This window comes from Brevibacillus sp. IT-7CA2 (assembly GCF_949767855.1).
Classification (GTDB): Bacteria; Bacillota; Bacilli; order Brevibacillales; family Brevibacillaceae; genus Brevibacillus.
Window position 1 is genome coordinate 40,825 of record NZ_CATKQT010000009.1, and the last position, 24,906, is coordinate 65,730.

Below are 24,906 nucleotides of genomic sequence, written 5' to 3' on the forward strand. Positions count from 1 at the left end.
GGGAATATCATGAGCACGATTGCGAAAGCATTGACGATAGCGGGTTCAGATAGCGGTGGGGGAGCTGGGATTCAGGCAGATCTGAAAACCTTTCATCAACTCGGTGTGTACGGAATGAGTGCGATCACAGCAATCACTGCACAAAATACATTGGGCGTAGCAGGCGTTTATCCGTTGCCGACAGAGGCAGTTGCACAGCAAATGCATGAGGTGCTACGTGATCTAGGCGCTGATGCGGCGAAAACGGGAATGCTGTTTAACGCTGAGATCATTCGTGCTGTTGCGGAAGAGGTCAAAGCATTTGGCCTGAAAAAGCTGGTGGTAGACCCGGTGATGATTGCCAAGGGAGGGTCAAAACTGCTGCTGGATGAGGCAATCGTTGCATTGAAAATAGAGTTGTTGCCTCTCGCAGAAGTTGTCACACCTAACTTGCCGGAAGCAGAATGCTTGACTGGCATGAGAATCGAGACGACAGACGAGATGCGCGAAGGGGCAAAAGCAATACATGCGTTAGGCGCCCGCAATGTCCTAATGAAGGGTGGACATATGCAAGGGGACGTTGTCGTGGACATTTTGTTCGACGGAACGGCATTCCATGAATTGTCCCATGAGCGTATCCATACACGACATACACACGGCACAGGTTGTACGTTCTCAGCGGCTCTTACAGCAGAGTTAGCAAAAAATACACCGCTCATCACTGCGGTTGAAAAAGCAAATCGCTTTATCTTCGAAGCAATTAAGACAGCACCGCAATTGGGTGGCGGGCATGGGCCGACCAATCACTGGGCGGTTGTAGACTAAGGTTATCAAATTAAGAATGCCCCACAGCGATGCCGTACAAGCAATCACTGATGGGGCATTTTTTATTTGATTTCTACTGAGAACGTACCTTGAAGCCGCTCCGGATAGCTGTTCAAAGGAAAAGAATAGTAAGCTGGCGCGCCTTTGTTTGTTTTTCGTTTGAACAGTATGGAGTAGTTTTGAATGGATTCGTCCTTCGTTGCCGATGAAGAGCTCCCTTGCACATATTCATATTCATTTCCCAGGTCGTCTGTTATGTCATACCCAAGAGAGATATGAGAGTGATTATCTTGTGGCGGTACCTTCAAAGAGAAGTCCATACCCACCACATCATCGACTTGACGCAGCGCTGTTAGTTTCAGGCGATCATTCGGGACTTTTGTGAGTGTTTTTGTCTTCGCATCAATCACGATTTGCAATTGATCTTTGTCCAAAGCACGGATGCCATCTGTTTTCAGGTAGAGCTTTTCGGGTTCCACAAAATAAATGCTCTCTAGATGGTATATCCTTCCGTTTTCGCCGTTGTCACGAACAGGAACGCCATTCCCCCAAAAAGCAAACGTTTGCCCTTTTTCATCCTCAAGTCTTAGCTTATCGAAGTCAAAGACATGTTTTTTATTGGCTGGGTCAAATCGGATACTCACTTCTGTCTGTGTAGGAAATACTGCAATTTGTTCAATCGTAAACCGTTGTCCGTCAACTGTTACTTCCTTCATCACCGGATACACTTTTTTCTCATGAGTCTTGTACTTGCTTTTGTCGACCGCAAAGTCAATCGATAGAGGAGTCTCTTGTTTGATATGATCGATTTCCAGCGTTACTTTTGCTGTCATTGCATTCGGTATTACGGTTGCTTCGTTGATGATAATATCAATGCGGTTTCGGATCACAGGGTCTTCGCTGCCCATGCTTGACCAAGAAACACCATACTCCCATTCCTTTCCTGTTTGGTCTAAAAACTCGATCTCGTGCAAGGTTACTTTTTTATCGATAAAAGGATGCTTTAGTGTATAGAAGAGGACCATCCGTTTTTCGTCGGCCAAAACTTGATCGATGGTAAACGTCACATCTTCTACTGAAGCACTGGCGCCAATATTTTGAACGAGGTTGTGTTCCGCGGCCAATTTTAAGCCTTTATCATCCCGAAGAAATTCAACGATCTTCTCCATTCCTGGAATCGAGCTGACATAAGCGGCAACAGCGGGTGAAAGGCGAACGGAATAAATAAACACGAAAATGAATAAACAAGCTACCAGACTAGAACCAACGCGTATCCACCGATTGCGGTTCCGATTTTGACGCCGCTCTTTTGCTTGTTCCATCCCTCTTCGAATGTATTGATCAATCTCAGCGGGAACCATGAATGGACTCGCATTCTTTTTTTCATTTTCACGCATGGAACTCACCAGCCTTTTCCGAGATCTTTTCGAAGTGCTCCTAGAGCCTTGTGCAGCCATGTCTTGATGGTGCCTTCCGGATGACCGAGTACCTCTGCAATATCGCGTATCGTCCGATCTTCAAAATATTTCAACATAATGATGTGGCGATAATTCGGACTGAGACGAGCGAGAGCCTCTTCGATTTGAATACGCTCGACATTTTGGTCGTCTAAAGGAATACTTTCACGACTTTCGATGTCATCCTCCATGAGATCCAAGATGATCCGTTTTCGGCGCTTTTGCTCATCCAGACAAATATGAATAAGGATGCGAGTCAGCCATGTACGAAAATACGCAGGCTGTTTCAATCGTGCCAGCTTGAGATAGGAACGGCACGTCGCTTCCTGAATGGCTTCCAATGCATCTGTCTCGTTACGAAGAAAGGCGTAGGCGACTTTATATAATTGTTCTTTATGAAGGATGACGAGTTGAAAAAAGGCATCATCATCCCCATCTTTTGCACGCGAAACGAGCTGTTCCAGATTCACTTTTTCCCCCTCCTCTAGCATTAGACGGCGCAGGTGCCAAAACGGTTTTCATAAATTGTCAGCCAAGCTGTTTTTTTTTTGAACCAATCGCCTGTCCACTGCTTACTGTAAAAGAAAGAAGTGTGTAAGGATGGGGTGCAGGTGCATGTGGATCAAATGGGTTACGATTCATGAATCGTATGGCCTCCCGCGGATTGCTCAGGAATGTAGGCGTTATTTAGAAATGAAAGGAATTAGAGTCAGGCTTTTGTCCAGACAGACCAAAAAAGCAGGACATGTCTATACACTGCAAGTACCGCTAGCTCAACAGGAGCAAGCAAAGGCGCTACTACATGATTTTAAGAACACCCTGAAATAAGGTACAGCCATACTTCCCCTTACGTCCAGTCAAATGGCACGGGCATACTAGGTGAAGGGGGGATGATGGCTATGGGAACGACCCTATTGGAAAGACCTGAAAAGACGGAGCAGAAAGGCAGCAAGCTGTTTGTTCCGGATTATATTTTCGTCGAGCCAAATGCACTGAATTATCCACTTGGTCAAGAGCTCTATCGCCGTTTTCAAACGGAAGGGATTCCAATACAGATGACTACCAGTCATAATCAGGTCCGTGGGATCCCTGGAGAAACAGAAGTGGAGAAATATCGCAATGCGAAGCGGACTTTGGTCATTGGTGTACGCAAAACATTGAAGTTCGAGACCTCCAAGCCTTCCGCAGAATATGCCATTCCACTGGCAACGGGATGTGCTGCCCACTGTCACTATTGCTATTTGAACACAAATATCGGGACAAAGCCGTATGTTCGGGTGTATGTCAATACAGATGAGATTCTTGCTCAGGCCGAGAAGTATATCCAAGAACGTCCGGGTGAGATTACTCGTTTTGAGGCAGCCTGTACATCTGACCCTGTTAGCATTGAGCATCTTACGGGCAATCTGAAACGAGCGATTGAGTTTATGGGCCAACAGGAGTTTGGGCGGTTGCGGTTCGTGACCAAGTTTCATCACGTGGATTCCTTGCTGGATGCCAAGCACAACAAGCATACCCGATTTCGCTTCAGCATGAATGCCGACTATGTCATCAAAAATTTTGAGCCAGGCACCTCGAGCTTTCATCAGCGACTGGAGGCCGCAGGGAAGGTAGCCAAGGCCGGTTATCCGCTCGGCTTTATTTTAGCGCCGTTATATTGGTTTGACGGATGGGAAGCGGGGTATACCGATTTGCTGGAAAGATTGCGTTCGCAGTTGGTTCCCGAAGCGATGGAGGATTTGACGTTCGAGCTGATCCAACACCGTTTTACCAAGATCGCTAAAAGCTTGATCCTCCAGCGCTATCCGAAAACGAAGTTGGAGATGAAGGAAGAAGAGCGCAAGTACAAATGGGGGAAATACGGGAAAGGGAAGTATGTCTATCCCGACATCCAAGCAAAGGCGTTGCAGGCCCATTTGGAAAGTGAAATTGCCCGACTGTTTCCGCAGGCACGCGTTGAATATTTTACGTAAGAACCAGACTGCTCTTGGTGAAGAGCAGTTTTTCTTTTAGAAAAATGAGTACCAAATGATACCAAACGACACGATGTGAATGTTTTCGACAAACGCTTACATACGTGCTAGAATATGGAGTGCTCTCATTTTCTTGAAAGGAATCGAAGCATACATGAAGTCCATATTGATTACCGTTGAGGGACCTATTGGTATTGGGAAAACCTCTTTATCGCGGGAACTAAGCCGCGCATGCAACTTGCAGCTACTGGAAGAGATCGTCTACGAAAATCCGTTCCTGGGTAAATTTTATGAAAATATTGCCGAATGGAGCTTTCAACTCGAGATGTTTTTCCTCTGCAACCGTTACAAGCAGTTGCAGGATATTCATTCTCAGTTCCTGAATCAAGGTATTTCCGTTGTTTCTGATTACAATATTTTCAAAAATACGATTTTTGCCAAACGGACGTTACAAGGAGATAACCTGCCAAAGTACCTCAAAATTTATGATATCCTAACAGAGGATTTGCCTCAGGCCCATTTGGTGATCTACATGACAGCTTCGATTGAGACCGTGATGAAGCGAATTGCGATGCGCGATCGCGAAATGGAGCGCAGCATGGATGTCACCTATATGGAGAACCTGATTGCTGATTATAACGAGTTTATGGAAGCGTTTGAAAAGCATCATCCGGATACGCCTGTCATCAAATTCGATTGTGACGATTTGGATTTCGTACATAGACCAGAAGATTTGAAGGTTGTACTGGATCGAATTGCCCCACGGGTTCAAGAGTTGATGGCACAAGAAGGCTAGGGAACAAAGGAAAAGTAAGCATGGGGATAAGGAGTTGCGTACATGTCTAGGTTTCAAAACAGCACGCTTCGTGAAAAATACGGGATACCGAACAACGCAGTGATTACGATCGGGGGGACAGTAGGGGTAGGAAAATCCACCTTTACACATGCCTTGGCAGATCAGCTAGGATTTCGTGTATCTGTAGAGAAGGTTGACAATAACCCGTATTTGGGCCGTTACTATAACGATTTATCGCGTTGGGGTTTCCATTTGCAAATTTTCTTTTTGGCAGAACGCTTTAAGGAACAAAAACGGATGTTTGATTATGGCGGCGGTTTTGTCCAAGATCGCTCCATCTATGAGGATACCGGGATTTTTGCCCGTATGCTGTACGAGCAAGGCAACATGACAGAAGAAGATTACCGCACTTATACAGAACTTTTTGAAGCGATGGTCATGACGCCTTACTTCCCACATCCGGATATTTTGATCTATTTAGAGGGAAGCTTCGATGATATTATTGACCGCGTAAAAGAGCGCGGGCGTCCGATGGAGCAACAAACTCCGGTGGATTACTGGCAGGATTTGTTTGGCCGCTATGATAGCTGGATTGCTTCCTTTACTTCCTGTCCGATTTTGCGGGTTAATATCAACGAATACGATGTTGTGGATGACCCATCTTCGGTAGAGAGCATTATTGCTCGGGCTGCTGAAAAAATTCGGCTTGGACGAGCTACCCGCTTTTCATCATAAAAAACCCTTTATAATAACAGAGCACCCCTGCATTTTGCCGGTAAGAGGCGGAAGCAGGGGTGCTTTTCTTTTATTTTGTGCGATATCCTTCCAAGAGAAGGGTCATTGCTGCTGAAATTTCCGCAAGGGACTTTTCATGATCAGACGTCTCCGAAATCCAGAGCACGGCTTCGTTCATCGCACCAGACAGCAAATGCGTCAGAGCATCGATGGAAACGGGACGAAGGTATCCTTGCTCCTGCATCGTTTGAAGCTGCTCCCTGAGATGCCGCATGGAGTTTTCCTCGTCCATCCGGCGCCACGTTTCCCACCCGATGACAGAAGGGCCATCGATAAGTAAAATCCGCTTGTTGCGATGTTCGACGGCCGAGGAGACAAAGGCCAAGCAACCCAAGATCAATTGTTGCCAAGGATCCTCACTTTTCGCAGCTTCAGCTTCTACGCGCTCTCCGATTTCTTGTTGGACAGAAGCCAGTACTGCCTCAAATAATCCTTCTTTGCTTCCAAAGTTATGGTACAGTGCGCCACGGGTCACCCCGGCTTGCTTTACGATGTCTTCCATGGCGGCATCCGCGTAGCCTTGCCTGGAGAACATCTCTCTTGCTACTTCGATCAGTTTTTGCATCGTTTGTTGTTTTTGCTCTGCTTTGGACATCTTCATGCGATATGATCTCCTTACTTATTTCATGCCAGATTATACAGGGTCAACATAACTTTCAGCAAATGCTTCAGAAGGCGGGATAACTTTTATGATATCGAGTAAAATGCCGTTCGGATCAGATGTAATAAAATGCCGTTGACCGAACTCCTCGTCTCTAATGTCGAGATGGAGAGGAAGACCTGCTTTCACAATAAGTCTCTCGTATTCAGCATCAACATCATCGACTTCGAAATTAAGGATAAGACCACCATCTACTGGCTTTCGGAATCCTTGTGGAATTGTGTTGTGAGAAGGATCCAAGATGGCTAGCTCAAATGCGGGAGTGCTGCTCTGATTTTGCAGGCTCACATACCAGTCTGCTTCGAAAACAACATGAAATCCAAAGTGTTCACGATAAAACTTCGAGCTAGCCTCAACTTGTTCTGTCAAAATGACAGGATAAAAACTGTTCACTTTCATTACGGATCTCTCCCTCACGATTGGATGAGGTTAATTTTACATACATACAGTATGTATGTAAAGTGATTTCTATATTTTTCAACAAAGCTTTCGTACACTTTGCCACATGCAAATCGGCTACGGATAAACCCCGCTGTGGTATAATAAGAACATCTTGGAATTAAAGGGGCTCAGACATGGCAGAAGAATGGTTTGAACGCAGCTTTCGCGAAGATTATGTGCTTGTGTATCGTCATAGGGACGATTCGGCAGCAGATGGAGAGATCGCTAATCTGTTGGAAAGATTGCCGGTAAAGGACACAGGACGCGTACTTGATCTTTGCTGCGGGAGCGGGCGTCATTCGCGTGCGCTGGCTCGCCGGGGGTATGAAGTAGTTGGTGTGGATTTGTCGCCTGTTCTCTTACAGTTGGCTGAGGAACAAAACACCTATCCACAGCTAAGTTTTACCCGCTGTGACATGCGCGACATTCCGTTTCACGAAGAATTTGATATCGTGGTGAATTTGTTTACCAGCTTTGGGTATTTCTCCACAGATGAAGAAAATGCTAACGTTATTCGTAACATGGCACAAGCACTCAAAACAAAAGGTGAAGTGGTCATCGATTTCTTAAATGCAGCGTACGTCATGGATAATCTCGTGCCGCACTCTACGAAGGAAGTCAGTGGAATGTTGATTAAAGAAGAACGCTGGATTCAGGATGGATTTGTGAAAAAGCGGATACTGATTTCCGACGAGTCTTCGAATGAACCGCGTGAGTATATGGAGCAGGTTCGCTTGTTTTCTGCCCAGCAAATGATTGCGATGCTGACAGAGGCGGGATTCGAAAAAATTCAAGTATTTGGAAATTATCGATTTGACGAATATGTGGCGCATGAATCACCTCGTATGATTTTTTATGCCGTGAAGCAATAGGGAGCGGATAACCTGTACGTCTCGTGAATATGATGGTGTAACAACCATTCATCGGGTAAAGGGGGCATTGCGAAAATGAGCAAGCTGTCTTTGGAACAGGTCAAATTGTATCTGAGCAAGGTACCTGGCTGGAAGCTGGTAGAAGACCGAATGGCGCTATCACGCACGTACCACTGTCGTGACTTTTCCACTGCGATCAGTTTCGTCAACCGTGTAGCAGAAATGCTTGAGCATGACAATCAGCATGTGGAAATTCATCTGGCAGGGGGAACGGTCACGTTTACGTTAGCCACCCGCGAGGCAAAAGGTTTAACCGGCAAAGATTTTGCGTTAGCCCAGACCATTAGCAAAGTAAGCTAACAGGCAGAAGAGAAATAGCCGCTTCCCACAGCGAAGCGGTATTTCTTTTTGGCTTTTTAAGAGCTACTTTGTTATGATGGGCAGTATGAACCATTTCGGAGGGATTACAAGATGGACATTCAACAACACGAGCAATTGATTCAACTGTTGGCGGAGTATAAAAATCAAAAGGTTTCCGTGACTTTTACCCAATGGGATACCGATAGCGAAGAAGAGGAAGAGGTAACACAATTTCAAGCTCAGCTCCTCGAAACCAAGCTGACTGACAATGAATTTGAAGAAAAAGATCTCCTGCTCGTGTTTACGACAGTAGAGGGCGAAGAAATGGAAATCCTGATGGAAATTCCGGGTGATGAAGTAGATTTGGCTAGCTATGAGGAAGGTCATTTGCGTATTTTTGGAACAGAAGCGGAGATTGTTTTGCAAAAATGAAAACGAAGCGAGCTTTTCGTTATGTAGGCACGCCCGATCCCATGTCTGATAAAGAGGCGTACCACTGCGAAAAATATATAAAGAAAAACAAGCATTCCTTGGTGAGAGCGGGACAATATTTGATTGATGTAACAGCCCTCCAGGCTTTGTTTCATTTGGACTGTTGGAATTGCAGGACGGTTCATCGTGAGACGTGCTGTGAGGGTGGACAACCTTACGCCGTAGAAGAATGGCAGATTCCAATCATGGAGGGGGAAATCCCCTCTATCTCTGCTGGACTCCAGGATGAGTCTGAACGCAATCATTGGCTTCTTCATGGGGTTTGGGATCGCAATGAACCTCCAGGAACCATTCGCATGCGGCATGGCAATTGTCTTTTTTATCAAGAAAACAATGGGCGTTACGGCTGTGCGATCCATGCTTATGCCGAGCAGGCTGGTCGTGAAGTTGAGCCTCTCAAGCCATTTAGCTGTCAACTGTATCCAATCGATTTGATTGAGACAGGGGAAGGGATCCTGCTAACGGCGGTTACCAACGAAACGTCTTCCTTTTCCAGATGGGGTACGGATTATTTGGAGCAGTTTTACTGTGCCAGTCCTGCCCGCCGAAAGCTTGCCACTCATATAGACGACAAGCTGTTTGCTTTAGACGGCTATCGCCCAGCCTATGAGTGGAATCTCCCTTTGTTACGTTACATTTTGCAAGATGATGCAGAGAGAATAGAAGGCATGCTTGCGAGCAGCTATCAATTGGAACGTTGAATGCCTTGTGATATGATGATGTATGCATCAAGTAGATTGATAAAGGAGCAACAGCGATGAACGTCAAGACAACTCAAGAATCTCGTACAATTCAGGCATCACTGGTTCAGCCATCTGATACGAATTACCATGGTACTATTTTTGGTGGTACGATGATGGCTTATATAGATGAGGTAGCTGCAATCGCTGCGATGCGACATTCGCGTCGCCCTGTTGTGACAGCATCGATTGACTCGATTGATTTTCTTGCTCCCGTCAAAATGGGACATTCCATCTGCTTGGAAGCTTTTGTTTCGTCAACAGGCAGAACGTCTATGGAGATTTTCGTAAAAGTCATCTCGGAAAATCTCCAGACCGGTAAGCGCATTTTGACCGCGACATCTTTTCTCACCTTTGTTGCCCTAGATGAGGAAGGGAATCCGACTGATGTGCCAGCTATTGCCCCTGAAACAGAGGAAGAAGAGAGATTGATGGCAACTGCGGATGAGCGCAAGAAAATGCGCAAGGAACGAAAAGGGAATCTGCAAGATTTTGTGAGCTTATTGAACATCGAGAAAAGCATATAATTTTTTTTAGTATACACCCTGAGCGAACATTCGTTCAGGGGATTCTCGTTTATCCATGATGAGGAGGAATCGGGCAATGAAGTACCGCAGATTAGGAAAAACCGACCTGAACGTATCCGTAATCGGTGTAGGTACCTGGCAATTTGGCGGGGAGTGGGGAATGGATTTCTCGCAAGAAGCTGTTGACCAGATTCTCGACAAGGCAAAAGATCTCGGCATCAACTTGATTGATACAGCGGAATGCTACGGAGATCATCTGTCTGAACAGCTTATCGGAGGATATTTGAAAAAAAACCGCCGGGAAGACTGGATCGTGGCGACGAAATTCGGACATCATTTTCACGACAAATTTTCTCGAACCAATCATTACGGAGCAGCTGAAGTTCAGCAACAATTGGAAAAATCGCTGCAAGCCTTGCAGACCGACTATATTGACTTGTACCAATTCCACTCGGGACCTGACGAGGCTTTTGACAATGATGATTTGTGGACCTACCTCGACAAACAGGTGAAGGCAGGAACGATCCGTCATCTTGGCCTCTCGATTGCGAAAAATGACAACATGCATCAAACATCCGCCGCTACTTCGGTGAATGCAAAGGCCATCCAAGTGGTGTACAATCGTCTGGATCAAAAGCCGGAAGAAGGTGTTTTTGCTTCTTGCCAGCAGCAAGACCTAGGTGTGCTGGCTCGCGTTCCGTTGGCGAGTGGTTATTTGAGCGGAAAGTATAAGCCGGGTTCTGTATTCGGTGGAAACGATGTGCGACACCGACACGATCAGGAGCATGTCAACAAGCTGCTGCTCCAAGTAGAAGAAATCAAGAAGAATGAAGTCCCAGAAGGTATGGATATGGCGCAGTGGGCATTGGCGTGGTGCCTCAAGCATCCGGCTGTTACGACTGTGATCCCAGGCAGCAAGAGCCCAGCGCAGGTAGAGGCAAATGCCAAAGCGGCTAACTATGTGAGCGATGAGCATCCACAAGCGACGTCGAAATAAAAAGGATACGTGCCATGACAACTTCCAAAAAAACGGTAAGAACTTGCGCGAATGGTCACCCATACATGAAAAGCAGCGATTGTCCGACTTGTCCAATCTGTGAGCAAGAACGCAAACCGGACGCGGGATTTCTTTCTCTGCTCTCCGCACCAGCAAGAAGGGCATTGGAGCACAATGGGATCACTTCCTTGGAACAGCTCGCAACCTACAGCGAAAAAGAGATCCTGAAATTTCATGGGATGGGGCCAGCATCTATGCCGAAACTTCGGACTGCATTGAAGGAAAAGGGATTGTCATTCAAGAGCGAATGATTGGGCACAGCGAATAAAAAAGGAGGAGCCGCGATAGGACAACGGCTTCTCCTTTTTCTTTTAATCCAAAAAGCGGGATCTGATCTGCGGGGTAGGAAGCATGCATTGTTCAGCTTTGCCCATCCACCGATAGCGATTTCTCGCGACCCAATCATAAATCGGATTGCGGACAGGTCTAGGGATGAGCCCAGCTACGTTTGACAACAGAGGCCATCCACCTTGAAGCTTGCGACCAACATGCAAGATCGCATCCGATTTTGTATATAGCTGTCCGTTGGCGATAAAGACCACCGATGACATGTCTTTTTCCTGATAGTTGTAATGAGACAAAATTTCCTGTGCTCTCTCTGACTGTAAGGATGCAAAGTGAATGTGCCCATGCGGATCACGTTTCAAAATAAACTGCACAGCACCGTGGCACAGATGACAAACCCCATCAAACAGTAACAGGTACGCAGGATGGTCCAGTTCTCTGCCTGCTTTCATGAGACAGCCCTCCATACTTCAAGTGGTTTGCTCTAAATGCTTATCCTTAGCTCCATCATAACAGAGAAAGACAATGGTTCCTATACACGAACGATTATTCCGTCACTAACGCGAGTGTCCCTTGCTGGATCAGCTCTTCTGCCTTTACGAGATCAGGATGCATTTCGCGGTCTTCATGCAGGCGGGGAATCACCCGGCGCAACTGCTCATAGGCTCGCGCTGTACCTGTCCCGAGATCACCCGAGCCAAAATCGATAGCTTGTGCTGCTGCCAAATATTCAACGGCAAGCACCTTGGTGACATTCGATACGATCGTGCGAAGCTTGCGGGCAGAAGTCGTTCCCATGCTGACATGGTCCTCCTGATTGGCAGATGATGGAATCGAATCGACCGACGCGGGATGGCAGAGCACTTTGTTTTCAGAAACAATGGAAGCGGCTACATATTGCGTGATCATAAATCCAGAATGGAGTCCGCCATTTTCGGTTAAGAATCCGGGTAGACCACTTAGCTGTGGGTTGACGAGACGTTCTGTGCGTCTTTCGGAAATATTTGCTAGCTCAGCTATGGCAATGGCAAGAAAATCAGCTGCGAATGCCATTGGCTGACCATGGAAATTCCCGCCGGAGATGACGTCGCCTGTTTCTGTAAAAAGAATAGGGTTATCGGTGACGCTATTGCATTCGCGTGTAACCGTAGTCCATACATACTCCAGCGTATCACGAGTTGCACCGTGCACTTGCGGGAGGCAACGAAGGCTGTATGGATCTTGGACGCGTAGCTCACCCTGCGCAGTTGTACGTTTGCTGCCGGATAAGTGCTGGAGCAAGCGATTCGCTGATTCCTGCTGTCCTGGATGCGGGCGGACAAGATGGAGCTGGGGATCAAACGCTTTTGGAATTCCACGCAGGGCTTCAATCGTCATCGCGGCAATCAATTCAGCGCTTTCAAGCAGAACTCGCGAATCATACAAGGCGAGGCAAAGCTGTGCAGTCATCGCTTGTGTACCGTTAATCAGAGCCAGACCTTCTTTTGCCTCCAGTCGAATAGGGGAAAGACCCACTTCACTCAGTGCTTCTTTGCCGGATAGCCGCTTGCCATTGACGAGCGCTTCACCTTTGCCGAGCATGACCAATACCATATGAGCGAGAGGGGCCAGGTCGCCGCTTGCACCAAGGGAGCCTTGTTGAGGAATAATTGGATGAACCCCACGATTACATAGTTCTACAAGCTGAAGCAATGTTTCTTCTCGAATTCCAGAATACCCCTTTGCCAACGCATTGATGCGCAATGCCATCATCGCACGGACAACTTCAACAGCATAAGGGTCGCCCATCCCGCAAGCATGACTCATAATCAAATTTTCTTGTAGCTTGCTTACGTCCTCGTCGTGGATCATGACATCGGAGAATTTTCCGAAGCCAGTGGTGATTCCGTATACGACTTCCTGCTGCGATACCATTCTCTCCACCATGGCACGTGAAGCACGAACACGATGCAATGCTTCTTCGGTCAATTGGATGTGGGTGACGCTTCTTGCAATGGAAACAACATCTTCGATACGCAATTGATCCCCATCTACTTTTACAACGTTTGCTTGCTGATTCATCTGTAATTTCCTCCTTTAGCAGAGCAGAGAACGAAAAGAGCGAGGGGTTAGGACATCATATCCTAACCCCTCGCTCGAGAGCATGTATGTGATTGGATGAAAACGTGTAAGCCTGCATTTGTCGCGGCATACGTTCTTCCTCACTTTCGTTCATGTGCAACTGTCTGATTATTTTAGCTATTTTTATCATTGTATCAAATGCCTACGTGCAGTCAAGAGGATCTTGTCACGGCGGCTTCCCTAGAGAGCAAAAAACGGGCTTAGTCCTTTTTTTTAAACTGGGCGAGAGTCGTCTCTTGAGTTGGATAAATGTCATACCATGTACTGTGTTATTTCATCCGAAAGGACGTGTAGAATTCCGTGGAAAAGCGACGTAAGATGCCGCCTATGCCTACCGCAATCCCAAGGCGTCCTAAAGAAATGCCGAAACCGCCTTCTTCAGCGATGCCATTGCCGTCTCCATCGATGCCGTCACCTATGATGCCTTCTCCTGAAAAGCCCAAGTCGGAAAGTCCGATGAATCCGAATCATTCTATTCCTGCTCGCCCAATGCCGCAAAAACCAATCATGCCTGCTCCCAATCTAGCTAACCCGAACGTGCCAAACGTAATGCCGCCAAATCGGATGCCAGCGAATCCCATGCCACCAAATCCGATGCCACCAAATCCGATGCCACCAAACCTCAAACCGTCGAATCCAATGCCAATGCCACCGAACCGGATGCCCGCAAACCCTATGCCTAACACTTCACCGAATGTAAGGCCAAATGTCAGACCCAATGTTAGACCAAACGTGCGACCAAATGAGAGTCCAAACATGAGACCAAATGTCAGACCGAACGTAAGGCCAAACGAAAGTCCAAACATGAGGCCAAATGTAGGACCAAATGTAAGGCCGAATGTAAGACCAAATGTGCGGCCAAATGAAAGTCCAAACATGATGCCAAATCTAAGACCGAATATCAGACCGAATATCAGACCGAATATCAGACCAAATATTAGACCAAATATTAGACCGAATGTCAGGCCGAATGCGCGACCGAATGAGAACATAGGAAGGGACCTGGAGCTGTACCTGTTCAAATTCCAGTTCCATATGGACCGGATGCAGTACTTCCGCCACAAATGCGAGGAGCATGGTGAAAATCGCCGCAAATACATGGAGTACCGCAGACATTACAAGCACCATGAACGGAGAATGCATCATTATCATGACCGTTGCCAATTATGGAATGACGGTAGCAGTTCCTTTGGTCGGGGCTCATCATCTTCATCTTCGGGTGGCAGTAGCTCCTCGGCCGGATGCAATTGCGGACATAGACGGGGTCATAGACGAGGGCGTGGCTGCGGATGTTCATTTTAAAGCGCATAAGGAAGGACGCCAGCTAATTAAGCGGCGTCCTTTTCCATACTCAATTCGTAAAGGCTTCAACTGCGACTCCTTTTTTCTTTAACTCGCGCCTTAAAGTAAGTAAGGCATCATCTTTGTTTTTGCATTCCAATATGATGTCCACATTGTAATCAGCTAGCGCACTGACAAATGTAAGGAACGCGTCTGGGTCAATATCGTCTGCATGAGCGCGAAAGTTATTTGCTGACTTAGGCGAGGACATGTGCATCTTCGGTGTGCGTTCTCCCCAGGTTTGAATAATGCGTGGAAGGTATTCCGTCCAATCTTCGCCATCAGAATGGCAGTTGTGATGGTGAATATCAAGTACCATCGGCACATCGATCCGTTCGCACAGCTCCAATACCTCGCGCATGGTAAAAGAGATGTCGTCGTTTTCCACGACTAAACGACGTTTGACGTTTTCAGGAAGCTGCTCGAAGTTGGATGCAAAACGATCGAGAGAAGAGGCCTTGTCTTCGTATACTCCTCCCACGTGCGTCACCAAGACGGAATTATCGTCGAGCCCAAGTAAATCAAACACTTTTGCATGGTAGGAAAAATCGGCAATCGTCGATTCCAGCACAGAAGGCTTGTCACTGTTCAATATGCTGTAATGTCCGGGATGAGCTGTCAAACGAATGCCATGATTGCGGATATAATTCCCTGCCTTTTGGAAGTCCCATGCGAATTCTTTTGCCCAATCCCATTCAGCTGCTACTGGATGAGTAGCCAGTGGAACAAATTCAGAAGGAAGTCGATACACAAAGATTTGATTTTCTACATTATAAGCAAGCAAATTCATTAAATTGAAAAAGTTTGCCTGCATAACTTGCCGCAGCTTTTTTAACCGAGCTTGGGGATCTAATTTATTTACTTGGGCAACTGTCGTTTTTTTGTTTGGATTGTTTTTCGTCTTTACACTGATGCAGGCATAGCCCATACGGATCAAGAAAATCTCCCTCCTTTGCAGCAGCATTCCTTTGTAGTATCTCCAAAACGGGAACGTCGTCGGCTTCTTGCCAGAGAATTATAAAACGGATAAGATGGGAGAATGTCACAGGCACGCCTAAACATTCCCTAAAAGTGCGGACGTTCCTTGTGAGTAGACATTGGTAGAGGTTTTTGAAGGAGAATGCAATGAATAGTCTTGACCAATCCTATAGTATGACTCTGGTTTTTCTCTCCTATTTTATTTCAGCAATGGCGTCATACACAGCAGTAGATCTAGGCGCACGTCTCCATTATGCAAAAGGCAGGGGACGTGTGTTTTGGTTATGTGCTGGAGCCGTCTCCATGGGGCTTGGTATTTGGGCTATGCATTTTGTTGCTATGCTTGCTTTGCATCTACCGATTGCCGTCCAGTATGATAACCTGATTGTATTTTTCTCGATTGTTTTGGCGGTTTTATCATCAGCGATTACATTATGGATTGTGAGCGAGCAGTCCATGTCCAAAACGAGGGTAGTAATAGGATCGGTTGTCATTGGGTCTGGTATCGCCGGAATGCATTATACAGGGATGGCAGCGATGATGATGAACGCCATTATTCTGTACGATTGGCTATGGTTTACCGTCTCCATTTTCGTTGCCATCCTGGTTTCGATGGTAGCGTTGATTCTTACGTTTCAATTGCGTTCGGTGGACCCTGTAAAAGGTCTCTGGGGTAAAATTTTTGCAGGGCTGTTGATGGGGGCAGCCATTACCGGTATGCATTACACTGGTATGTACGCCACCACATTCATCGCTCATGAGCACATGACAATCGCAGTGATCTCGCATGATGATTCGGCGCTGATTGCTACCATGATTGGCATTGTCATCGTGTTGATTCTGGTCGTGACATTGGCTTCTGTATACGTGGACAAGCAATTCGCAGGGAAGGCCTTGCGCGTGCTAGAAAGTGATCAACGCTATAAATCGTTATTTGAGCACAATTACGACGGGGTGATCTTTTACTCGATCGATGGTAGCCAAAGCGACATGAATCCTGCGGCGATGCGATTGACAAAGGAGCAGAGCTTGCCTCTCGAAAAATTAATGGCGATGTGTACTTCTACAGATGCCGAGCTCATATCGACACATTTTACAAATGCTGTGCAGGGTGAGGCGGGCAACTACGAGATCACCTTGACCACGAGCGAGGGTCGTCAGCTTCATCTGAATATGACCCATACCCCCGTATTTGTCGATCAGCAGATTACGGGCGTATTTGTGATTGTAAGAGACATTACCAATAAGAAAGAATACGAGGCAAAAATCAATTATCTCGCTTTTCACGATTCGTTGACTGGTTTGCCGAATCGCCGTTTTGTCGAACAGCAACTGGATCAGGTGATCATGGAGGCACAAAAAACGGATCAGCAAGTATACGTGTTATTTCTGGATCTCGACCATTTCAAACTGGTAAACGATTCCTTGGGGCATGATTTTGGTGACCTGTTACTTCAGGAAGCCTCCTTGCGATTGCAGGATTGTGTGGGTGAAAGAGGAACGGTAAGCAGGCTTGGCGGAGATGAATTCATGGTGATTCTTACTGATGTCACGGAAAAAGAAGTATCTTCCATGGCGAATGAAATCAACCAAAGGATTGAACAGGCATTTTTTATCCATGGGCACGAGCTATACATAACAACGAGTATCGGGATTTCTCGATATCCAGAGGATGGGCAAGACAGAAGTATCTTGATGCGTAACGCAGATGCGGCGATGTATGCAGCCAAAGACAAAGGGAAGAACGGTTTCCACCTGTATGTACCGAATCTGGAGCAAGCAGTGAATGACAAAATGAATATTCAAAATGAATTGAATCGCGCTTTGGCCAGGCAAGAATTTTTATTGCATTACCAACCACAGGTATGTGCCAAATCAGGCGCAATCGTTGGCGTAGAAGCGTTGATTCGTTGGGATCATCCTGAACGAGGAAGAAAGCAGCATGATCGACGTCCAACGCGCCACACAGGCACTGAAGGAACTGAAGCGATTAGGGGTGCACGTTGCGATTGACGATTTTGGAACGGGCTACAGTTCTCTCTATTATCTGAAAGAATTTCCGTTGAATCGTTTGAAAATAGATCGCTCGTTTGTGCGCGACATGATCGAACAGCCTTCCAATCAGGCCATCGTGTCCACGATTATATCCATGGCGCATCATTTGCAACTGCATGTGATCGCGGAAGGGGTCGAGACGAAGGAGGAGCTTGCGTTTTTGCAAGAGCATCTGTGTGAAGAAGTGCAAGGCTATTTATTCAGCAAACCGTTACCGAGTGAAGACGTAGCGTTTTATTTGCAAGCCCAAAAAGGCGCGAGTTAAACAAGAAGAGCAGCTCACATGAGTTGCTCTTTTGTTTTGCATCGGCCAGCCAAATGAGGTGGTATAGCTGTCAAATTGGCACGTAAAATGTACTATTCCTGCTAACTTGTCAAGGAATTGCATCTAGGACGAAAGGAGGGAGAGAATGCTGGCTCTAGGTGTCGTCTTATTGCTGTTTACCATTGGAGTTGCGATTGCCATTGGGTATCGGGCAAACGAAAGCGTCCGGCAATTTGATGAAAGCGCGCATGAGAGCTTTGTCGGTTCCCAAGCAGAGAGGGAGGGATAACGAAATGCAGCAGGAAAAAGAACAGCAATTGCTCGAGGACAAGAGAGACCTGAACAAGTTTGGTTATGCGCAGGAATTACTGAGGGATATGGGTGGCTTTTCGAACTTTGCGATCTCATTTTCGATTATCTCTATTTTGACAGGTGCAGTATCCTTGTACGGGCACGGATTACTGTATGGCGGTTCTGGCATGATGGGCTTCGGATGGACCTTGGTAGCGTTATTCGTCATCCTGATTGCAGCATCGATGTCTGAACTCGCATCTGCGATCCCTACAGCCGGAGCGTTGTATCACTGGGCAGCAATTTTAGGTAGCAAACGATGGGGCTGGTACACAGCGTGGATCAATCTCATCGGCCAAATCGGGATTGTCGCTGGCATTGACTATTCGTTCTCTTTGTTTGCGGACCCGCTGCTCGCGAGTGCGTTTGGTTATACCTCAACAGAAACAACCACGTTAATCCTGTTCGGGATCACACTCCTTTTGCACGGTACATTTAACCACATTGGAATTCGACTCGTTGCCCGGTTGAATGACTTCTCCGCTTGGTACCATATTGGCGTCGTCGTCATACTCGTCGGAAGCCTCGTCTTTTTCTCCCGTCATGATTTGCAACCACTTGATTACCTCTTTCAAGTCGGTCAAACCTTTTCAGACAAACCGTACGCGATTGCTTTTTTAATTGGGTTGTTACAAGCGCAGTGGACGTTTACTGGCTATGATGCATCGGCACATACGATTGAAGAAACGATTAACCCACGGGTTCGTGCTGCTTGGGGGATTTATACGTCTGTGGCCTTTTCCTTTATTTTTGGATTTATCATGCTTGCATTTGTCACCTTATCCATCAAAAACGCAGCGGCCGCGAGTGAAGCGGAAAATGCATTTATTTATGTGATTAGCGAGGCATTAGGTGGCACATTTGGTTCGGTGGTGCTGTGGCTGGTTACTTTTGCGATGTGGTTCTGTGGCTTGGCGTCCATTACTTCCTTTTCGCGAATGTTGTATGCGTTTTCACGTGACAAAGGAATGCCGTGGAGCCACCAGTGGGCAGAAATATCGACCAAGTACAGAACGCCGGCAAAAGCAATTTGGCTGGTTATCATTCTTTCCTTTGCACTTGCCTTGTTCGATTACATCGTGAAAAGCATCAATCCGAACATGACGTATACGACCTTGGCATTTCTTACGGCGGTTAGTGTCGTTGGGCTTTATGTCGCCTACGGGATTCCGTTGTACCTCAAGCTTCGGGCGGAATCGCGAGGACTTTTTCAGCGGAAGCATTACGGTCCCTGGCATCTGGGGAACTGGAGTAAACCCATTAATGTGTTGAGCTTGATTTGGATCATTTTCATCTCGATTATGATGGTGATTCCACCCAATCAGACAGCTGGGTACGCCTTGATAGCCATGTTTTTGGTGCTTCTAATCATGGATTTGGCTTATTACCGGAAGCATTTCAAGGGCCCGCAAGCTGCGCTGGGAAATTCGGAGGAAGACATTAAGCGTCAGGAAGCGAAATTTCGGGACTCCTAATGGAAAAGAAGTTCCGTTTCACGGAAAGTGCAGAGCCTCCCTTATGTCAGTATTGGCATAGGGGCTTTTTTCGTTGAAGGAGGTTTTGCATAACGAATGGCAGAGGACGAAAAGCTATCAGTAGGAAGGAAATAGCAAAACATATGGGAGGAACGCGATGAAAAGAATGAGATGGGTGCAGCTTGCGATGGGAATCGCGCTGATGGCTCAAGCAACGATGAGTTTAGTTCCACAGGTGAGTGGGTATGACGGATATGTGCGTGAAGGAAACTCCTCGAATCGGTATGAAGTCGCGGGTATTACAAATGCAGGCGCATTTGAAGCCTTTTTTGGAAACCTTCAAGAAGCGGTCAAAAAAAATGACAAGACAGAAGTAGCCAAGCATATCAGGTATCCACTACGTGTGAACAAAGACGGGAAAAGTCATTTTATCCGAGATGAACAGCAATTTTTGGAAGAGTACGATCAAATCATGACGGAGAAGGTAAAGGAAGCGTTTTTACAGCAAAAGGTAACGGATACGTTTGTCAATGATCAAGGCGTGATGGTAGGGAATGGAGAAATGTGGCTGGGGCAATTTTCGAATCGCTTTGTCGTTTTTGCAGTAAATGTAGAATAGGGACAAGGGCTTTTCTCTTGAAAAGCTCCCAATCTTGCAGTTTAAATGTTTTTATTGTTCCAAATAGTATATTTTACATGGACAATATCGGTGGAAAATTCTAAAATAACAAATAAATAGACAGCTACAGATGCAAATTCGACAGATTTGTCCTCGTGGAATGGACGTTTGTTATTTTTATCGTTCCGTGATAGAATTCACAAAACGATATTTTTTTTAGCTAAACTTAACTGACTCGGAAAATTTTGAAGAAGAAAGCAGAAAAAGGAGTGATTGTGTGAGTTTGGAAACGAAGAAATGGGCGGATGAAGTAGCTGAGCAGGTAGTCTCATGGCGACGATATCTCCATCAGCATCCAGAATTGTCGTTTGAAGAGGAGAAGACGTCTCAATTTATTTACGAAACGTTGGAATCTTTCGGGAATTTAGAGCTTTCGCAGCCTACCAAAACGAGTGTGGTCGCTCGACTGATCGGATCACAACCAGGAAAAGTTCTTGGCATTCGCGCTGATATTGATGCTCTCCCCATCCATGAAGAAAATGATGTGCCATATGCATCAGAAAAAGCTGGCGTGATGCACGCGTGCGGACATGACGGTCATACAGCGATGCTGTTGGGAGCCGCAAAAATTTTGTCCCAGTACAAGGATCAAATCAAAGGTGAGGTTCGTTTCTTCTTCCAGCATGCCGAGGAGCTGCCGCCGGGTGGGGCTGCTGAAATCGTAAGAGCTGGTGCAGCGGACGGACTGGATTCGATTATCGGCATTCATTTGGCATCGTACATGCCTGTCGGGAAATTTGGTGTACTTTACGGGGCACTTACTTCATCGACTGATCGCTTCGATATCAAGATTCAAGGAAAAGGCGGGCACTCCTCGCAACCGGAAGCATCGGTTGACCCGATCGTCATTGGGGCACAGGTTATTACTGGCCTACAACAAATTGTATCCCGCAACGTTAGTGCGTTGGACAAGGTCGTTATTTCGGTGACGATGCTGAATGCAGGAACAGCTTATAACATCATTCCAGATTCGATGACACTGACGGGCTCCACGCGCTGCTTCGATGCAGAGATTCGCAAAAATATTCCGATGTGGATTGAACGAATTGTCAAAGGAATTACGGAAGCGCATGGCGCAAGTTATGAATTGACGTTCTCGCATGGCTACACATCGGTTGTCAACGACAAGCAGGTGACCAAGCTGATGGAGGATACGATCCGCGAGCGTTGGGGAGAAGAAGAGATTATTTACATTGATCCTTTGATGCCGGGTGAAGATTTCTCTGAGTATTTGAAAAAAGCTCCAGGTTGTTTTATTCAATTGGGCGCTGGCAATCCAGACAAAGGCTTTACGTATCCGCACCATCATCCACGCTTTGATTTTGATGAGGATGCAATGGTACGCGGCGTGGAATTGTTTGTTCGAGCAGCTCAAAAAGTCGTCATGGAGTAGAGCGAGATAGAATGAGGGGGATGTTGTATGGCAGAGGCACGCGTCAATGAGTACAAGCTGCATTTTCTCGTACTGATTCTCGTCGCATTGACAGAATTTATCGGGACAAAGAAAATCAGTATTGGCATCGGGGTTATCGCTCTGTTTCCGATGCTCTACGCGCTCGTTTTAGGTGGGGCAATCAGCTGGCCTAAGTTTAAATTCTTGAGTGAAAAAGAAATGAACGTCGCAGCCAATATTTTGGGTGTTTCGTTCTTGATCTTTATTGCGAAGCTGGGAGCCAATATCGGTCCTGAGCTGCCTAAGCTGCTCGGCTCTGGTGTATCCTTGATCGTCCAAGAGATGGGACACATTGTAGGGACAATCGCATTTGGTCTGCCAATCGCATTGTGGCTAGGTCTGAAGCGTGAAGCAATTGGGGCTACTTATTCTCTCGACCGTGAGCCAAACTTGGCAATCATTGTTGATAAGTTTGGAGCAAACTCTGCCGAAGCTCGCGGCGCGCTGGGTGTATATATTTGCGGAACCTTGTTTGGTGCCATTTATATGTCGATTCTTGCAAGTATTTTAGGAAGCAGCGGGTTGTTTCACCCGATTTCTCTGGCGATGGGAGCCGCAGTTGGTTCCGGTAGCATGATGGCAGCAGCAACAGGCTCATTGGCTGTTATTTTCCCGGAAGCGCAAAAAGACATTGCCTTTTATTCCGGAGCGGCAAACTTGATGATGAGTATCGTCGGAACGTACGTATGTATCTTCTTCTCCTTGCCGGTCACACAAAAGCTGTACGCATGGCTTGAGCCTATCATTGGACGCAAAGGCGCTTCTTCTGCAGCAGAAGGGGGGAGAAAAAGCGCATGAATCAAATCTTGACGATTTTTATCATTGGCTTCATTGCTCTCATCGGTAACTGGATCGGTTATAAAGTACCATTGATGGAATCTTTGCCAGGTATTTTGCTCTTGGCGGTCATTACGTTGATCGGAATGGGCTTCACTCGCATTCTTCCGTTCAAATCTCCCGTCATTGTATGGATCTCTTTGTTTGCGATGCTTGCGACCTCCCCGTTTTTTCCAGGGAACGAATATACGGCTGCTGCGATTGCCAAGATCAATCTGCTCGCATTGGCCACGCCGATTCTCGCGTATGCAGGTCTGTCACTCGGAAAAGACGTTCATCTATTCAAACAGCTTAGCTGGCGTATCGTAGTTGTGTCTCTCGTCGTCTTTACAGGTACGTTCCTATTCGCTACGTTGTTTGCGGAGATTGTATTCAAGATTCAAGGCAAATTTTTTTAACGAAACTGTTTTTGTGTTAGGGCCTCCGTGTGCTTCCATATGCCATGGAGGTTCTTTTCACATACAACTGTGAGAGTCAGGAGTGGAGAGAGCATGATCATTGATGTGAGAAAGGTTACCTGGCAAAGGGATGAAACAACCATTTTGAGAGACATTGCCTGGCAAGTGCAAGACAGGGAGCATTGGTGTTTAGTCGGTTTAAACGGCTCTGGTAAAACCAGTCTGTTGAATATCATTTGTGGCTATGTGTGGCCGACAAAGGGGGAGGTCAGTGTATTAGGTAATCTTTACGGAACAGTCGACTTACGCGAGGTGCGTAAATCAATCGGCTGGGTAAGCACGGCGTTGATGGCACAGCTTCACGAGCATGAAACCGCACTCCGTGTCGTCTTGAGTGGAAGGGAGGCAACCATCGGCTTGTATTCCGTTCCAGAGGAGGCGGACGTAGAGAAAGCGTCGGATTTACTCGATACATTTGGATGCCGTGCATTGAAAAACAGACGTTTTGCCGCTTTATCGCAAGGGGAGAGACAAAAAGTACTGATTGCTCGTGCATTGATGGCTTCCCCTCGATTACTCATCCTAGACGAGCCTTGCACTGGACTGGACTTGCTTTCAAGAGAACAGCTGTTGGCCATGATTGAACAAATCGCCAAACAGCCGAACGGGCCCACTCTCATTTATGTCACCCATCACATTGAAGAAATTTTGCCTTGCTTCACGCATACTTTGCTGCTAAAAGCGGGGGAAGTAGACCAGGTTGGAAAAACAGATGAGGTCTTAACGGCTGAGCGTCTGACAAGCTTTTTCGGTGTACCTGTTCACATTCAACGCTCGCAAGGAAGATCTTGGGTAAGCTTAGGGGAAGAGGCGACTGTTTGATCGTGTAGGATAAGTTTGGGCACGAGTCAGCACGGTTGTGCATGATTGTGTATAATAGCAATAAGAAATTGTATCTGGGAGGAGAGGAGAGATGGAGGCATGAACAATGTGATTGCACCAATCACAGACTCCACCTGGGCGATCATCACCTATGAGGAAGCGTGGAATAGCTACGTGAACAGCTATGTGATCAAACAAGGGAATGCCTTTGTATTGATTGATTCTCACCAGCGCAAGCAACGCTCATTTTTTCAACAGGCGTTGGAAGAGATCGGGGTCAAGCCAGAACGAACGGAATATGTCTACTTCACTCATCGACATGCTGACCATATTGGAAATGCCGATATGTTCCCTTCTCGAAACAATTGGATTCACCTCGAAGATTATTACGAACTGGACGATTTTTCACAGACGCTATTCGGCCATACGTTTACAGGGAGTGGGGGAGATCTGCCTTCACTGCGTTTCCGACAGCTTTCCTTTCATACAGAAGGCTCAGTTGCCTTCTTTGATCCCCAGTCGAAAATATGCTTTGTCGGCGATCATTTGTGCTTTGAAAACACAGAACTCGGCCAAATTGTTGGCGGAGAAGTGGACTGTCGGACAGCTTATCAAGAACACTTGAAGCAATGGGTAGCACGTGAACCAGAGCGAGCGGTGGAGTTTACGGAGGGCTTGGAGATTTTGCAGGATTGGCCCATTGAGTATTTAGCGACTGGTCATGGCCCGATTCTTCAAGGCGAAATTAAGGTGTTTTTGCAGGAACTCATTGCCATTGCACGTACGTAAATCGTACAAAAAAGACTTGTGC

General features: G+C 46.6%; 32 protein-coding genes. 23 read left to right on the plus strand and 9 right to left on the minus strand.

Features of this window, described 5'->3' with window-relative positions:
• Positions 1–9 precede the first annotated feature (9 nt).
• Positions 10–804 (plus strand): bifunctional hydroxymethylpyrimidine kinase/phosphomethylpyrimidine kinase, encoded by a 795-nt coding sequence (gene thiD, locus ACM6JA_RS05790; protein WP_414851547.1) that lies wholly within the window; start codon positions 10–12, stop codon positions 802–804.
• A 62-nt stretch (positions 805–866) separates the two neighbouring features.
• On the opposite strand, the gene ACM6JA_RS05795 is transcribed toward thiD, so the two are convergent.
• Together ACM6JA_RS05795 and ACM6JA_RS05800 are read right to left on the minus strand one after the other, a co-directional pair.
• Positions 867–2,201, minus strand: coding sequence for a DUF4179 domain-containing protein (locus tag ACM6JA_RS05795; RefSeq protein WP_414851548.1), 1,335 nt, complete (start codon positions 2,199–2,201; stop codon positions 867–869).
• A gap of 5 nt (positions 2,202–2,206) precedes the next feature.
• Positions 2,207–2,752, minus strand: coding sequence for a sigma-70 family RNA polymerase sigma factor (locus ACM6JA_RS05800; RefSeq protein ID WP_414851549.1), 546 nt, complete (start codon positions 2,750–2,752; stop codon positions 2,207–2,209).
• A 109-nt stretch (positions 2,753–2,861) separates the two neighbouring features.
• Between ACM6JA_RS05800 and ACM6JA_RS05805 the strand changes: the two genes are divergently transcribed.
• The 4 genes from ACM6JA_RS05805 to ACM6JA_RS05820 all read left to right on the plus strand — a co-directional run bounded on the left by ACM6JA_RS05805 (position 2,862) and on the right by ACM6JA_RS05820 (position 5,765).
• Positions 2,862–3,089, plus strand: coding sequence for a hypothetical protein (locus ACM6JA_RS05805; RefSeq protein ID WP_039960949.1), 228 nt, complete (start codon positions 2,862–2,864; stop codon positions 3,087–3,089).
• A 71-nt stretch (positions 3,090–3,160) separates the two neighbouring features.
• A complete protein-coding gene (gene splB, locus ACM6JA_RS05810; protein WP_414851550.1) occupies positions 3,161–4,234 on the plus strand; it encodes a spore photoproduct lyase in 1,074 nt (357 codons plus the stop codon).
• Positions 4,235–4,388: 154 nt separating this feature from the next.
• Positions 4,389–5,030: a deoxynucleoside kinase gene (locus tag ACM6JA_RS05815; RefSeq protein WP_414851551.1), complete on the plus strand. Its 642-nt coding sequence runs from the start codon at positions 4,389–4,391 to the stop codon at positions 5,028–5,030.
• Positions 5,031–5,072: 42 nt separating this feature from the next.
• Positions 5,073–5,765 (plus strand): deoxynucleoside kinase, encoded by a 693-nt coding sequence (locus ACM6JA_RS05820; protein ID WP_007724243.1) that lies wholly within the window; start codon positions 5,073–5,075, stop codon positions 5,763–5,765.
• Positions 5,766–5,835: 70 nt separating this feature from the next.
• Here the strand turns inward: ACM6JA_RS05820 and ACM6JA_RS05825 are convergent, their stop codons facing one another.
• Both ACM6JA_RS05825 and ACM6JA_RS05830 read right to left on the minus strand, forming a co-directional pair.
• Positions 5,836–6,426: a TetR/AcrR family transcriptional regulator gene (locus ACM6JA_RS05825; protein ID WP_414851552.1), complete on the minus strand. Its 591-nt coding sequence runs from the start codon at positions 6,424–6,426 to the stop codon at positions 5,836–5,838.
• A gap of 33 nt (positions 6,427–6,459) precedes the next feature.
• On the minus strand, positions 6,460–6,885 hold the full coding sequence (locus ACM6JA_RS05830; RefSeq protein WP_414851553.1) for a VOC family protein: 426 nt from the start codon (positions 6,883–6,885) through the stop codon (positions 6,460–6,462).
• 176 nt (positions 6,886–7,061) lie between these two features.
• Here ACM6JA_RS05830 and ACM6JA_RS05835 point away from each other — a divergent pair, with 176 nt between their 5' ends.
• The 7 genes from ACM6JA_RS05835 to ACM6JA_RS05865 all read left to right on the plus strand — a co-directional run bounded on the left by ACM6JA_RS05835 (position 7,062) and on the right by ACM6JA_RS05865 (position 11,226).
• Complete coding sequence (locus ACM6JA_RS05835) at positions 7,062–7,799, plus strand: class I SAM-dependent methyltransferase (RefSeq protein WP_414851554.1); 738 nt, start codon at positions 7,062–7,064, stop codon at positions 7,797–7,799.
• Between the two features lie 75 nt (positions 7,800–7,874).
• Positions 7,875–8,159 carry a 4a-hydroxytetrahydrobiopterin dehydratase gene (locus tag ACM6JA_RS05840; protein WP_007724250.1) on the plus strand — a complete coding sequence of 95 codons (285 nt, stop codon included), beginning with the start codon at positions 7,875–7,877 and terminating at the stop codon, positions 8,157–8,159.
• A 111-nt stretch (positions 8,160–8,270) separates the two neighbouring features.
• Positions 8,271–8,591 carry a hypothetical protein gene (locus ACM6JA_RS05845; RefSeq protein WP_414851555.1) on the plus strand — a complete coding sequence of 107 codons (321 nt, stop codon included), beginning with the start codon at positions 8,271–8,273 and terminating at the stop codon, positions 8,589–8,591.
• Positions 8,588–9,352, plus strand: a complete 765-nt coding sequence (locus tag ACM6JA_RS05850) for a DUF3109 family protein (protein WP_414851556.1) — start codon at positions 8,588–8,590, stop codon at positions 9,350–9,352. Before ACM6JA_RS05845 ends, ACM6JA_RS05850 begins: the two co-directional genes overlap by 4 nt.
• A 56-nt stretch (positions 9,353–9,408) precedes the next feature.
• On the plus strand, positions 9,409–9,918 hold the full coding sequence (locus ACM6JA_RS05855) for an acyl-CoA thioesterase (protein WP_414851557.1): 510 nt from the start codon (positions 9,409–9,411) through the stop codon (positions 9,916–9,918).
• Between the two features lie 76 nt (positions 9,919–9,994).
• On the plus strand, positions 9,995–10,915 hold the full coding sequence (locus tag ACM6JA_RS05860) for an aldo/keto reductase (RefSeq protein WP_414851558.1): 921 nt from the start codon (positions 9,995–9,997) through the stop codon (positions 10,913–10,915).
• Between the two features lie 14 nt (positions 10,916–10,929).
• Positions 10,930–11,226 carry an RNA polymerase alpha subunit C-terminal domain-containing protein gene (locus tag ACM6JA_RS05865; RefSeq protein ID WP_414851559.1) on the plus strand — a complete coding sequence of 99 codons (297 nt, stop codon included), beginning with the start codon at positions 10,930–10,932 and terminating at the stop codon, positions 11,224–11,226.
• 60 nt (positions 11,227–11,286) lie between these two features.
• On the opposite strand, the gene ACM6JA_RS05870 is transcribed toward ACM6JA_RS05865, so the two are convergent.
• The 4 genes from ACM6JA_RS05870 to ACM6JA_RS05885 all read right to left on the minus strand — a co-directional run bounded on the left by ACM6JA_RS05870 (position 11,287) and on the right by ACM6JA_RS05885 (position 14,373).
• Positions 11,287–11,727 carry a thiol-disulfide oxidoreductase DCC family protein gene (locus ACM6JA_RS05870; RefSeq protein WP_414851560.1) on the minus strand — a complete coding sequence of 147 codons (441 nt, stop codon included), beginning with the start codon at positions 11,725–11,727 and terminating at the stop codon, positions 11,287–11,289.
• Positions 11,728–11,806: 79 nt separating this feature from the next.
• A complete protein-coding gene (gene hutH / locus ACM6JA_RS05875) occupies positions 11,807–13,321 on the minus strand; it encodes a histidine ammonia-lyase (protein ID WP_414851561.1) in 1,515 nt (504 codons plus the stop codon).
• A gap of 329 nt (positions 13,322–13,650) precedes the next feature.
• Positions 13,651–13,824, minus strand: coding sequence for a hypothetical protein (locus ACM6JA_RS05880; protein ID WP_414851562.1), 174 nt, complete (start codon positions 13,822–13,824; stop codon positions 13,651–13,653).
• A 24-nt stretch (positions 13,825–13,848) separates the two neighbouring features.
• The gene (locus ACM6JA_RS05885) at positions 13,849–14,373 is read right to left on the minus strand and encodes a hypothetical protein (protein WP_414851563.1); all 525 of its coding nucleotides are present in this window, start codon (positions 14,371–14,373) and stop codon (positions 13,849–13,851) included.
• A gap of 83 nt (positions 14,374–14,456) precedes the next feature.
• On the opposite strand from ACM6JA_RS05885, the gene ACM6JA_RS05890 reads away from it, so the two are divergent.
• Positions 14,457–14,774, plus strand: coding sequence for a hypothetical protein (locus tag ACM6JA_RS05890; RefSeq protein WP_414851564.1), 318 nt, complete (start codon positions 14,457–14,459; stop codon positions 14,772–14,774).
• Here the strand turns inward: ACM6JA_RS05890 and uvsE are convergent.
• Positions 14,733–15,659 carry a UV DNA damage repair endonuclease UvsE gene (uvsE, locus tag ACM6JA_RS05895; protein ID WP_414851565.1) on the minus strand — a complete coding sequence of 309 codons (927 nt, stop codon included), beginning with the start codon at positions 15,657–15,659 and terminating at the stop codon, positions 14,733–14,735. The genes ACM6JA_RS05890 and uvsE overlap by 42 nt on opposite strands.
• Before the next feature lie 215 nt (positions 15,660–15,874).
• On the opposite strand from uvsE, the gene ACM6JA_RS05900 reads away from it, so the two are divergent.
• The 10 genes from ACM6JA_RS05900 (at position 15,875) to ACM6JA_RS05945 (ending at position 24,884) form a co-directional block, all read left to right on the plus strand.
• On the plus strand, positions 15,875–17,713 hold the full coding sequence (locus tag ACM6JA_RS05900) for a diguanylate cyclase domain-containing protein (RefSeq protein ID WP_414851566.1): 1,839 nt from the start codon (positions 15,875–15,877) through the stop codon (positions 17,711–17,713).
• Positions 17,643–18,020 carry an EAL domain-containing protein gene (locus ACM6JA_RS05905; RefSeq protein ID WP_414851567.1) on the plus strand — a complete coding sequence of 126 codons (378 nt, stop codon included), beginning with the start codon at positions 17,643–17,645 and terminating at the stop codon, positions 18,018–18,020. Before ACM6JA_RS05900 ends, ACM6JA_RS05905 begins: the two co-directional genes overlap by 71 nt.
• 145 nt (positions 18,021–18,165) lie before the next feature.
• On the plus strand, positions 18,166–18,309 hold the full coding sequence (locus ACM6JA_RS05910; protein WP_414851568.1) for a hypothetical protein: 144 nt from the start codon (positions 18,166–18,168) through the stop codon (positions 18,307–18,309).
• A 4-nt stretch (positions 18,310–18,313) separates the two neighbouring features.
• Positions 18,314–19,846, plus strand: coding sequence for an amino acid permease (locus ACM6JA_RS05915; RefSeq protein WP_414851569.1), 1,533 nt, complete (start codon positions 18,314–18,316; stop codon positions 19,844–19,846).
• Between the two features lie 157 nt (positions 19,847–20,003).
• Complete coding sequence (locus ACM6JA_RS05920; RefSeq protein WP_414851570.1) at positions 20,004–20,465, plus strand: hypothetical protein; 462 nt, start codon at positions 20,004–20,006, stop codon at positions 20,463–20,465.
• 277 nt (positions 20,466–20,742) lie between these two features.
• The gene (locus ACM6JA_RS05925) at positions 20,743–21,918 is read left to right on the plus strand and encodes an amidohydrolase (protein WP_414851571.1); all 1,176 of its coding nucleotides are present in this window, start codon (positions 20,743–20,745) and stop codon (positions 21,916–21,918) included.
• A 27-nt stretch (positions 21,919–21,945) separates the two neighbouring features.
• Positions 21,946–22,776, plus strand: a complete 831-nt coding sequence (locus ACM6JA_RS05930) for a DUF3100 domain-containing protein (RefSeq protein WP_007724284.1) — start codon at positions 21,946–21,948, stop codon at positions 22,774–22,776.
• On the plus strand, positions 22,773–23,213 hold the full coding sequence (locus ACM6JA_RS05935; protein WP_414851572.1) for a hypothetical protein: 441 nt from the start codon (positions 22,773–22,775) through the stop codon (positions 23,211–23,213). The genes ACM6JA_RS05930 and ACM6JA_RS05935 overlap by 4 nt, the downstream gene beginning before the upstream one ends.
• Positions 23,214–23,306: 93 nt before the next feature.
• A complete protein-coding gene (locus tag ACM6JA_RS05940; protein ID WP_414851573.1) occupies positions 23,307–24,095 on the plus strand; it encodes an ABC transporter ATP-binding protein in 789 nt (262 codons plus the stop codon).
• A 99-nt stretch (positions 24,096–24,194) separates the two neighbouring features.
• Complete coding sequence (locus ACM6JA_RS05945) at positions 24,195–24,884, plus strand: MBL fold metallo-hydrolase (protein ID WP_414851574.1); 690 nt, start codon at positions 24,195–24,197, stop codon at positions 24,882–24,884.
• Positions 24,885–24,906 lie beyond the last annotated feature (22 nt).

Bases quoted from the DNA above. Each gene is read 5' to 3' on its own strand.
- ACM6JA_RS05930 (WP_007724284.1), top strand. From the start codon at position 21,946: ATGGCAGAGGCACGCGTCAATGAGTACAAGCTGCATTTTCTCGTACTG.
- splB (WP_414851550.1), top strand. From the start codon at position 3,161: ATGGGAACGACCCTATTGGAAAGACCTGAAAAGACGGAGCAGAAAGGC.
- ACM6JA_RS05945 (WP_414851574.1), top strand. From the start codon at position 24,195: ATGAACAATGTGATTGCACCAATCACAGACTCCACCTGGGCGATCATC.
- ACM6JA_RS05845 (WP_414851555.1), top strand. From the start codon at position 8,271: ATGGACATTCAACAACACGAGCAATTGATTCAACTGTTGGCGGAGTAT.
- ACM6JA_RS05940 (WP_414851573.1), top strand. From the start codon at position 23,307: ATGATCATTGATGTGAGAAAGGTTACCTGGCAAAGGGATGAAACAACC.
- ACM6JA_RS05800 (WP_414851549.1), bottom strand. From the start codon at position 2,752: ATGCTAGAGGAGGGGGAAAAAGTGAATCTGGAACAGCTCGTTTCGCGT.
- ACM6JA_RS05885 (WP_414851563.1), bottom strand. From the start codon at position 14,373: ATGTTCTCATTCGGTCGCGCATTCGGCCTGACATTCGGTCTAATATTT.
- ACM6JA_RS05860 (WP_414851558.1), top strand. From the start codon at position 9,995: ATGAAGTACCGCAGATTAGGAAAAACCGACCTGAACGTATCCGTAATC.
- ACM6JA_RS05900 (WP_414851566.1), top strand. From the start codon at position 15,875: ATGACTCTGGTTTTTCTCTCCTATTTTATTTCAGCAATGGCGTCATAC.
- ACM6JA_RS05855 (WP_414851557.1), top strand. From the start codon at position 9,409: ATGAACGTCAAGACAACTCAAGAATCTCGTACAATTCAGGCATCACTG.
- ACM6JA_RS05870 (WP_414851560.1), bottom strand. From the start codon at position 11,727: ATGGAGGGCTGTCTCATGAAAGCAGGCAGAGAACTGGACCATCCTGCG.
- ACM6JA_RS05910 (WP_414851568.1), top strand. From the start codon at position 18,166: ATGCTGGCTCTAGGTGTCGTCTTATTGCTGTTTACCATTGGAGTTGCG.
- ACM6JA_RS05915 (WP_414851569.1), top strand. From the start codon at position 18,314: ATGCAGCAGGAAAAAGAACAGCAATTGCTCGAGGACAAGAGAGACCTG.
- ACM6JA_RS05850 (WP_414851556.1), top strand. From the start codon at position 8,588: ATGAAAACGAAGCGAGCTTTTCGTTATGTAGGCACGCCCGATCCCATG.
- ACM6JA_RS05865 (WP_414851559.1), top strand. From the start codon at position 10,930: ATGACAACTTCCAAAAAAACGGTAAGAACTTGCGCGAATGGTCACCCA.
- ACM6JA_RS05840 (WP_007724250.1), top strand. From the start codon at position 7,875: ATGAGCAAGCTGTCTTTGGAACAGGTCAAATTGTATCTGAGCAAGGTA.
- ACM6JA_RS05835 (WP_414851554.1), top strand. From the start codon at position 7,062: ATGGCAGAAGAATGGTTTGAACGCAGCTTTCGCGAAGATTATGTGCTT.
- ACM6JA_RS05920 (WP_414851570.1), top strand. From the start codon at position 20,004: ATGAAAAGAATGAGATGGGTGCAGCTTGCGATGGGAATCGCGCTGATG.
- ACM6JA_RS05935 (WP_414851572.1), top strand. From the start codon at position 22,773: ATGAATCAAATCTTGACGATTTTTATCATTGGCTTCATTGCTCTCATC.
- ACM6JA_RS05825 (WP_414851552.1), bottom strand. From the start codon at position 6,426: ATGAAGATGTCCAAAGCAGAGCAAAAACAACAAACGATGCAAAAACTG.
- ACM6JA_RS05805 (WP_039960949.1), top strand. From the start codon at position 2,862: ATGGGGTGCAGGTGCATGTGGATCAAATGGGTTACGATTCATGAATCG.
- ACM6JA_RS05890 (WP_414851564.1), top strand. From the start codon at position 14,457: ATGGTGAAAATCGCCGCAAATACATGGAGTACCGCAGACATTACAAGC.
- ACM6JA_RS05830 (WP_414851553.1), bottom strand. From the start codon at position 6,885: ATGAAAGTGAACAGTTTTTATCCTGTCATTTTGACAGAACAAGTTGAG.
- thiD (WP_414851547.1), top strand. From the start codon at position 10: ATGAGCACGATTGCGAAAGCATTGACGATAGCGGGTTCAGATAGCGGT.
- ACM6JA_RS05795 (WP_414851548.1), bottom strand. From the start codon at position 2,201: ATGCGTGAAAATGAAAAAAAGAATGCGAGTCCATTCATGGTTCCCGCT.
- ACM6JA_RS05815 (WP_414851551.1), top strand. From the start codon at position 4,389: ATGAAGTCCATATTGATTACCGTTGAGGGACCTATTGGTATTGGGAAA.
- ACM6JA_RS05905 (WP_414851567.1), top strand. From the start codon at position 17,643: ATGATCGACGTCCAACGCGCCACACAGGCACTGAAGGAACTGAAGCGA.
- ACM6JA_RS05820 (WP_007724243.1), top strand. From the start codon at position 5,073: ATGTCTAGGTTTCAAAACAGCACGCTTCGTGAAAAATACGGGATACCG.
- hutH (WP_414851561.1), bottom strand. From the start codon at position 13,321: ATGAATCAGCAAGCAAACGTTGTAAAAGTAGATGGGGATCAATTGCGT.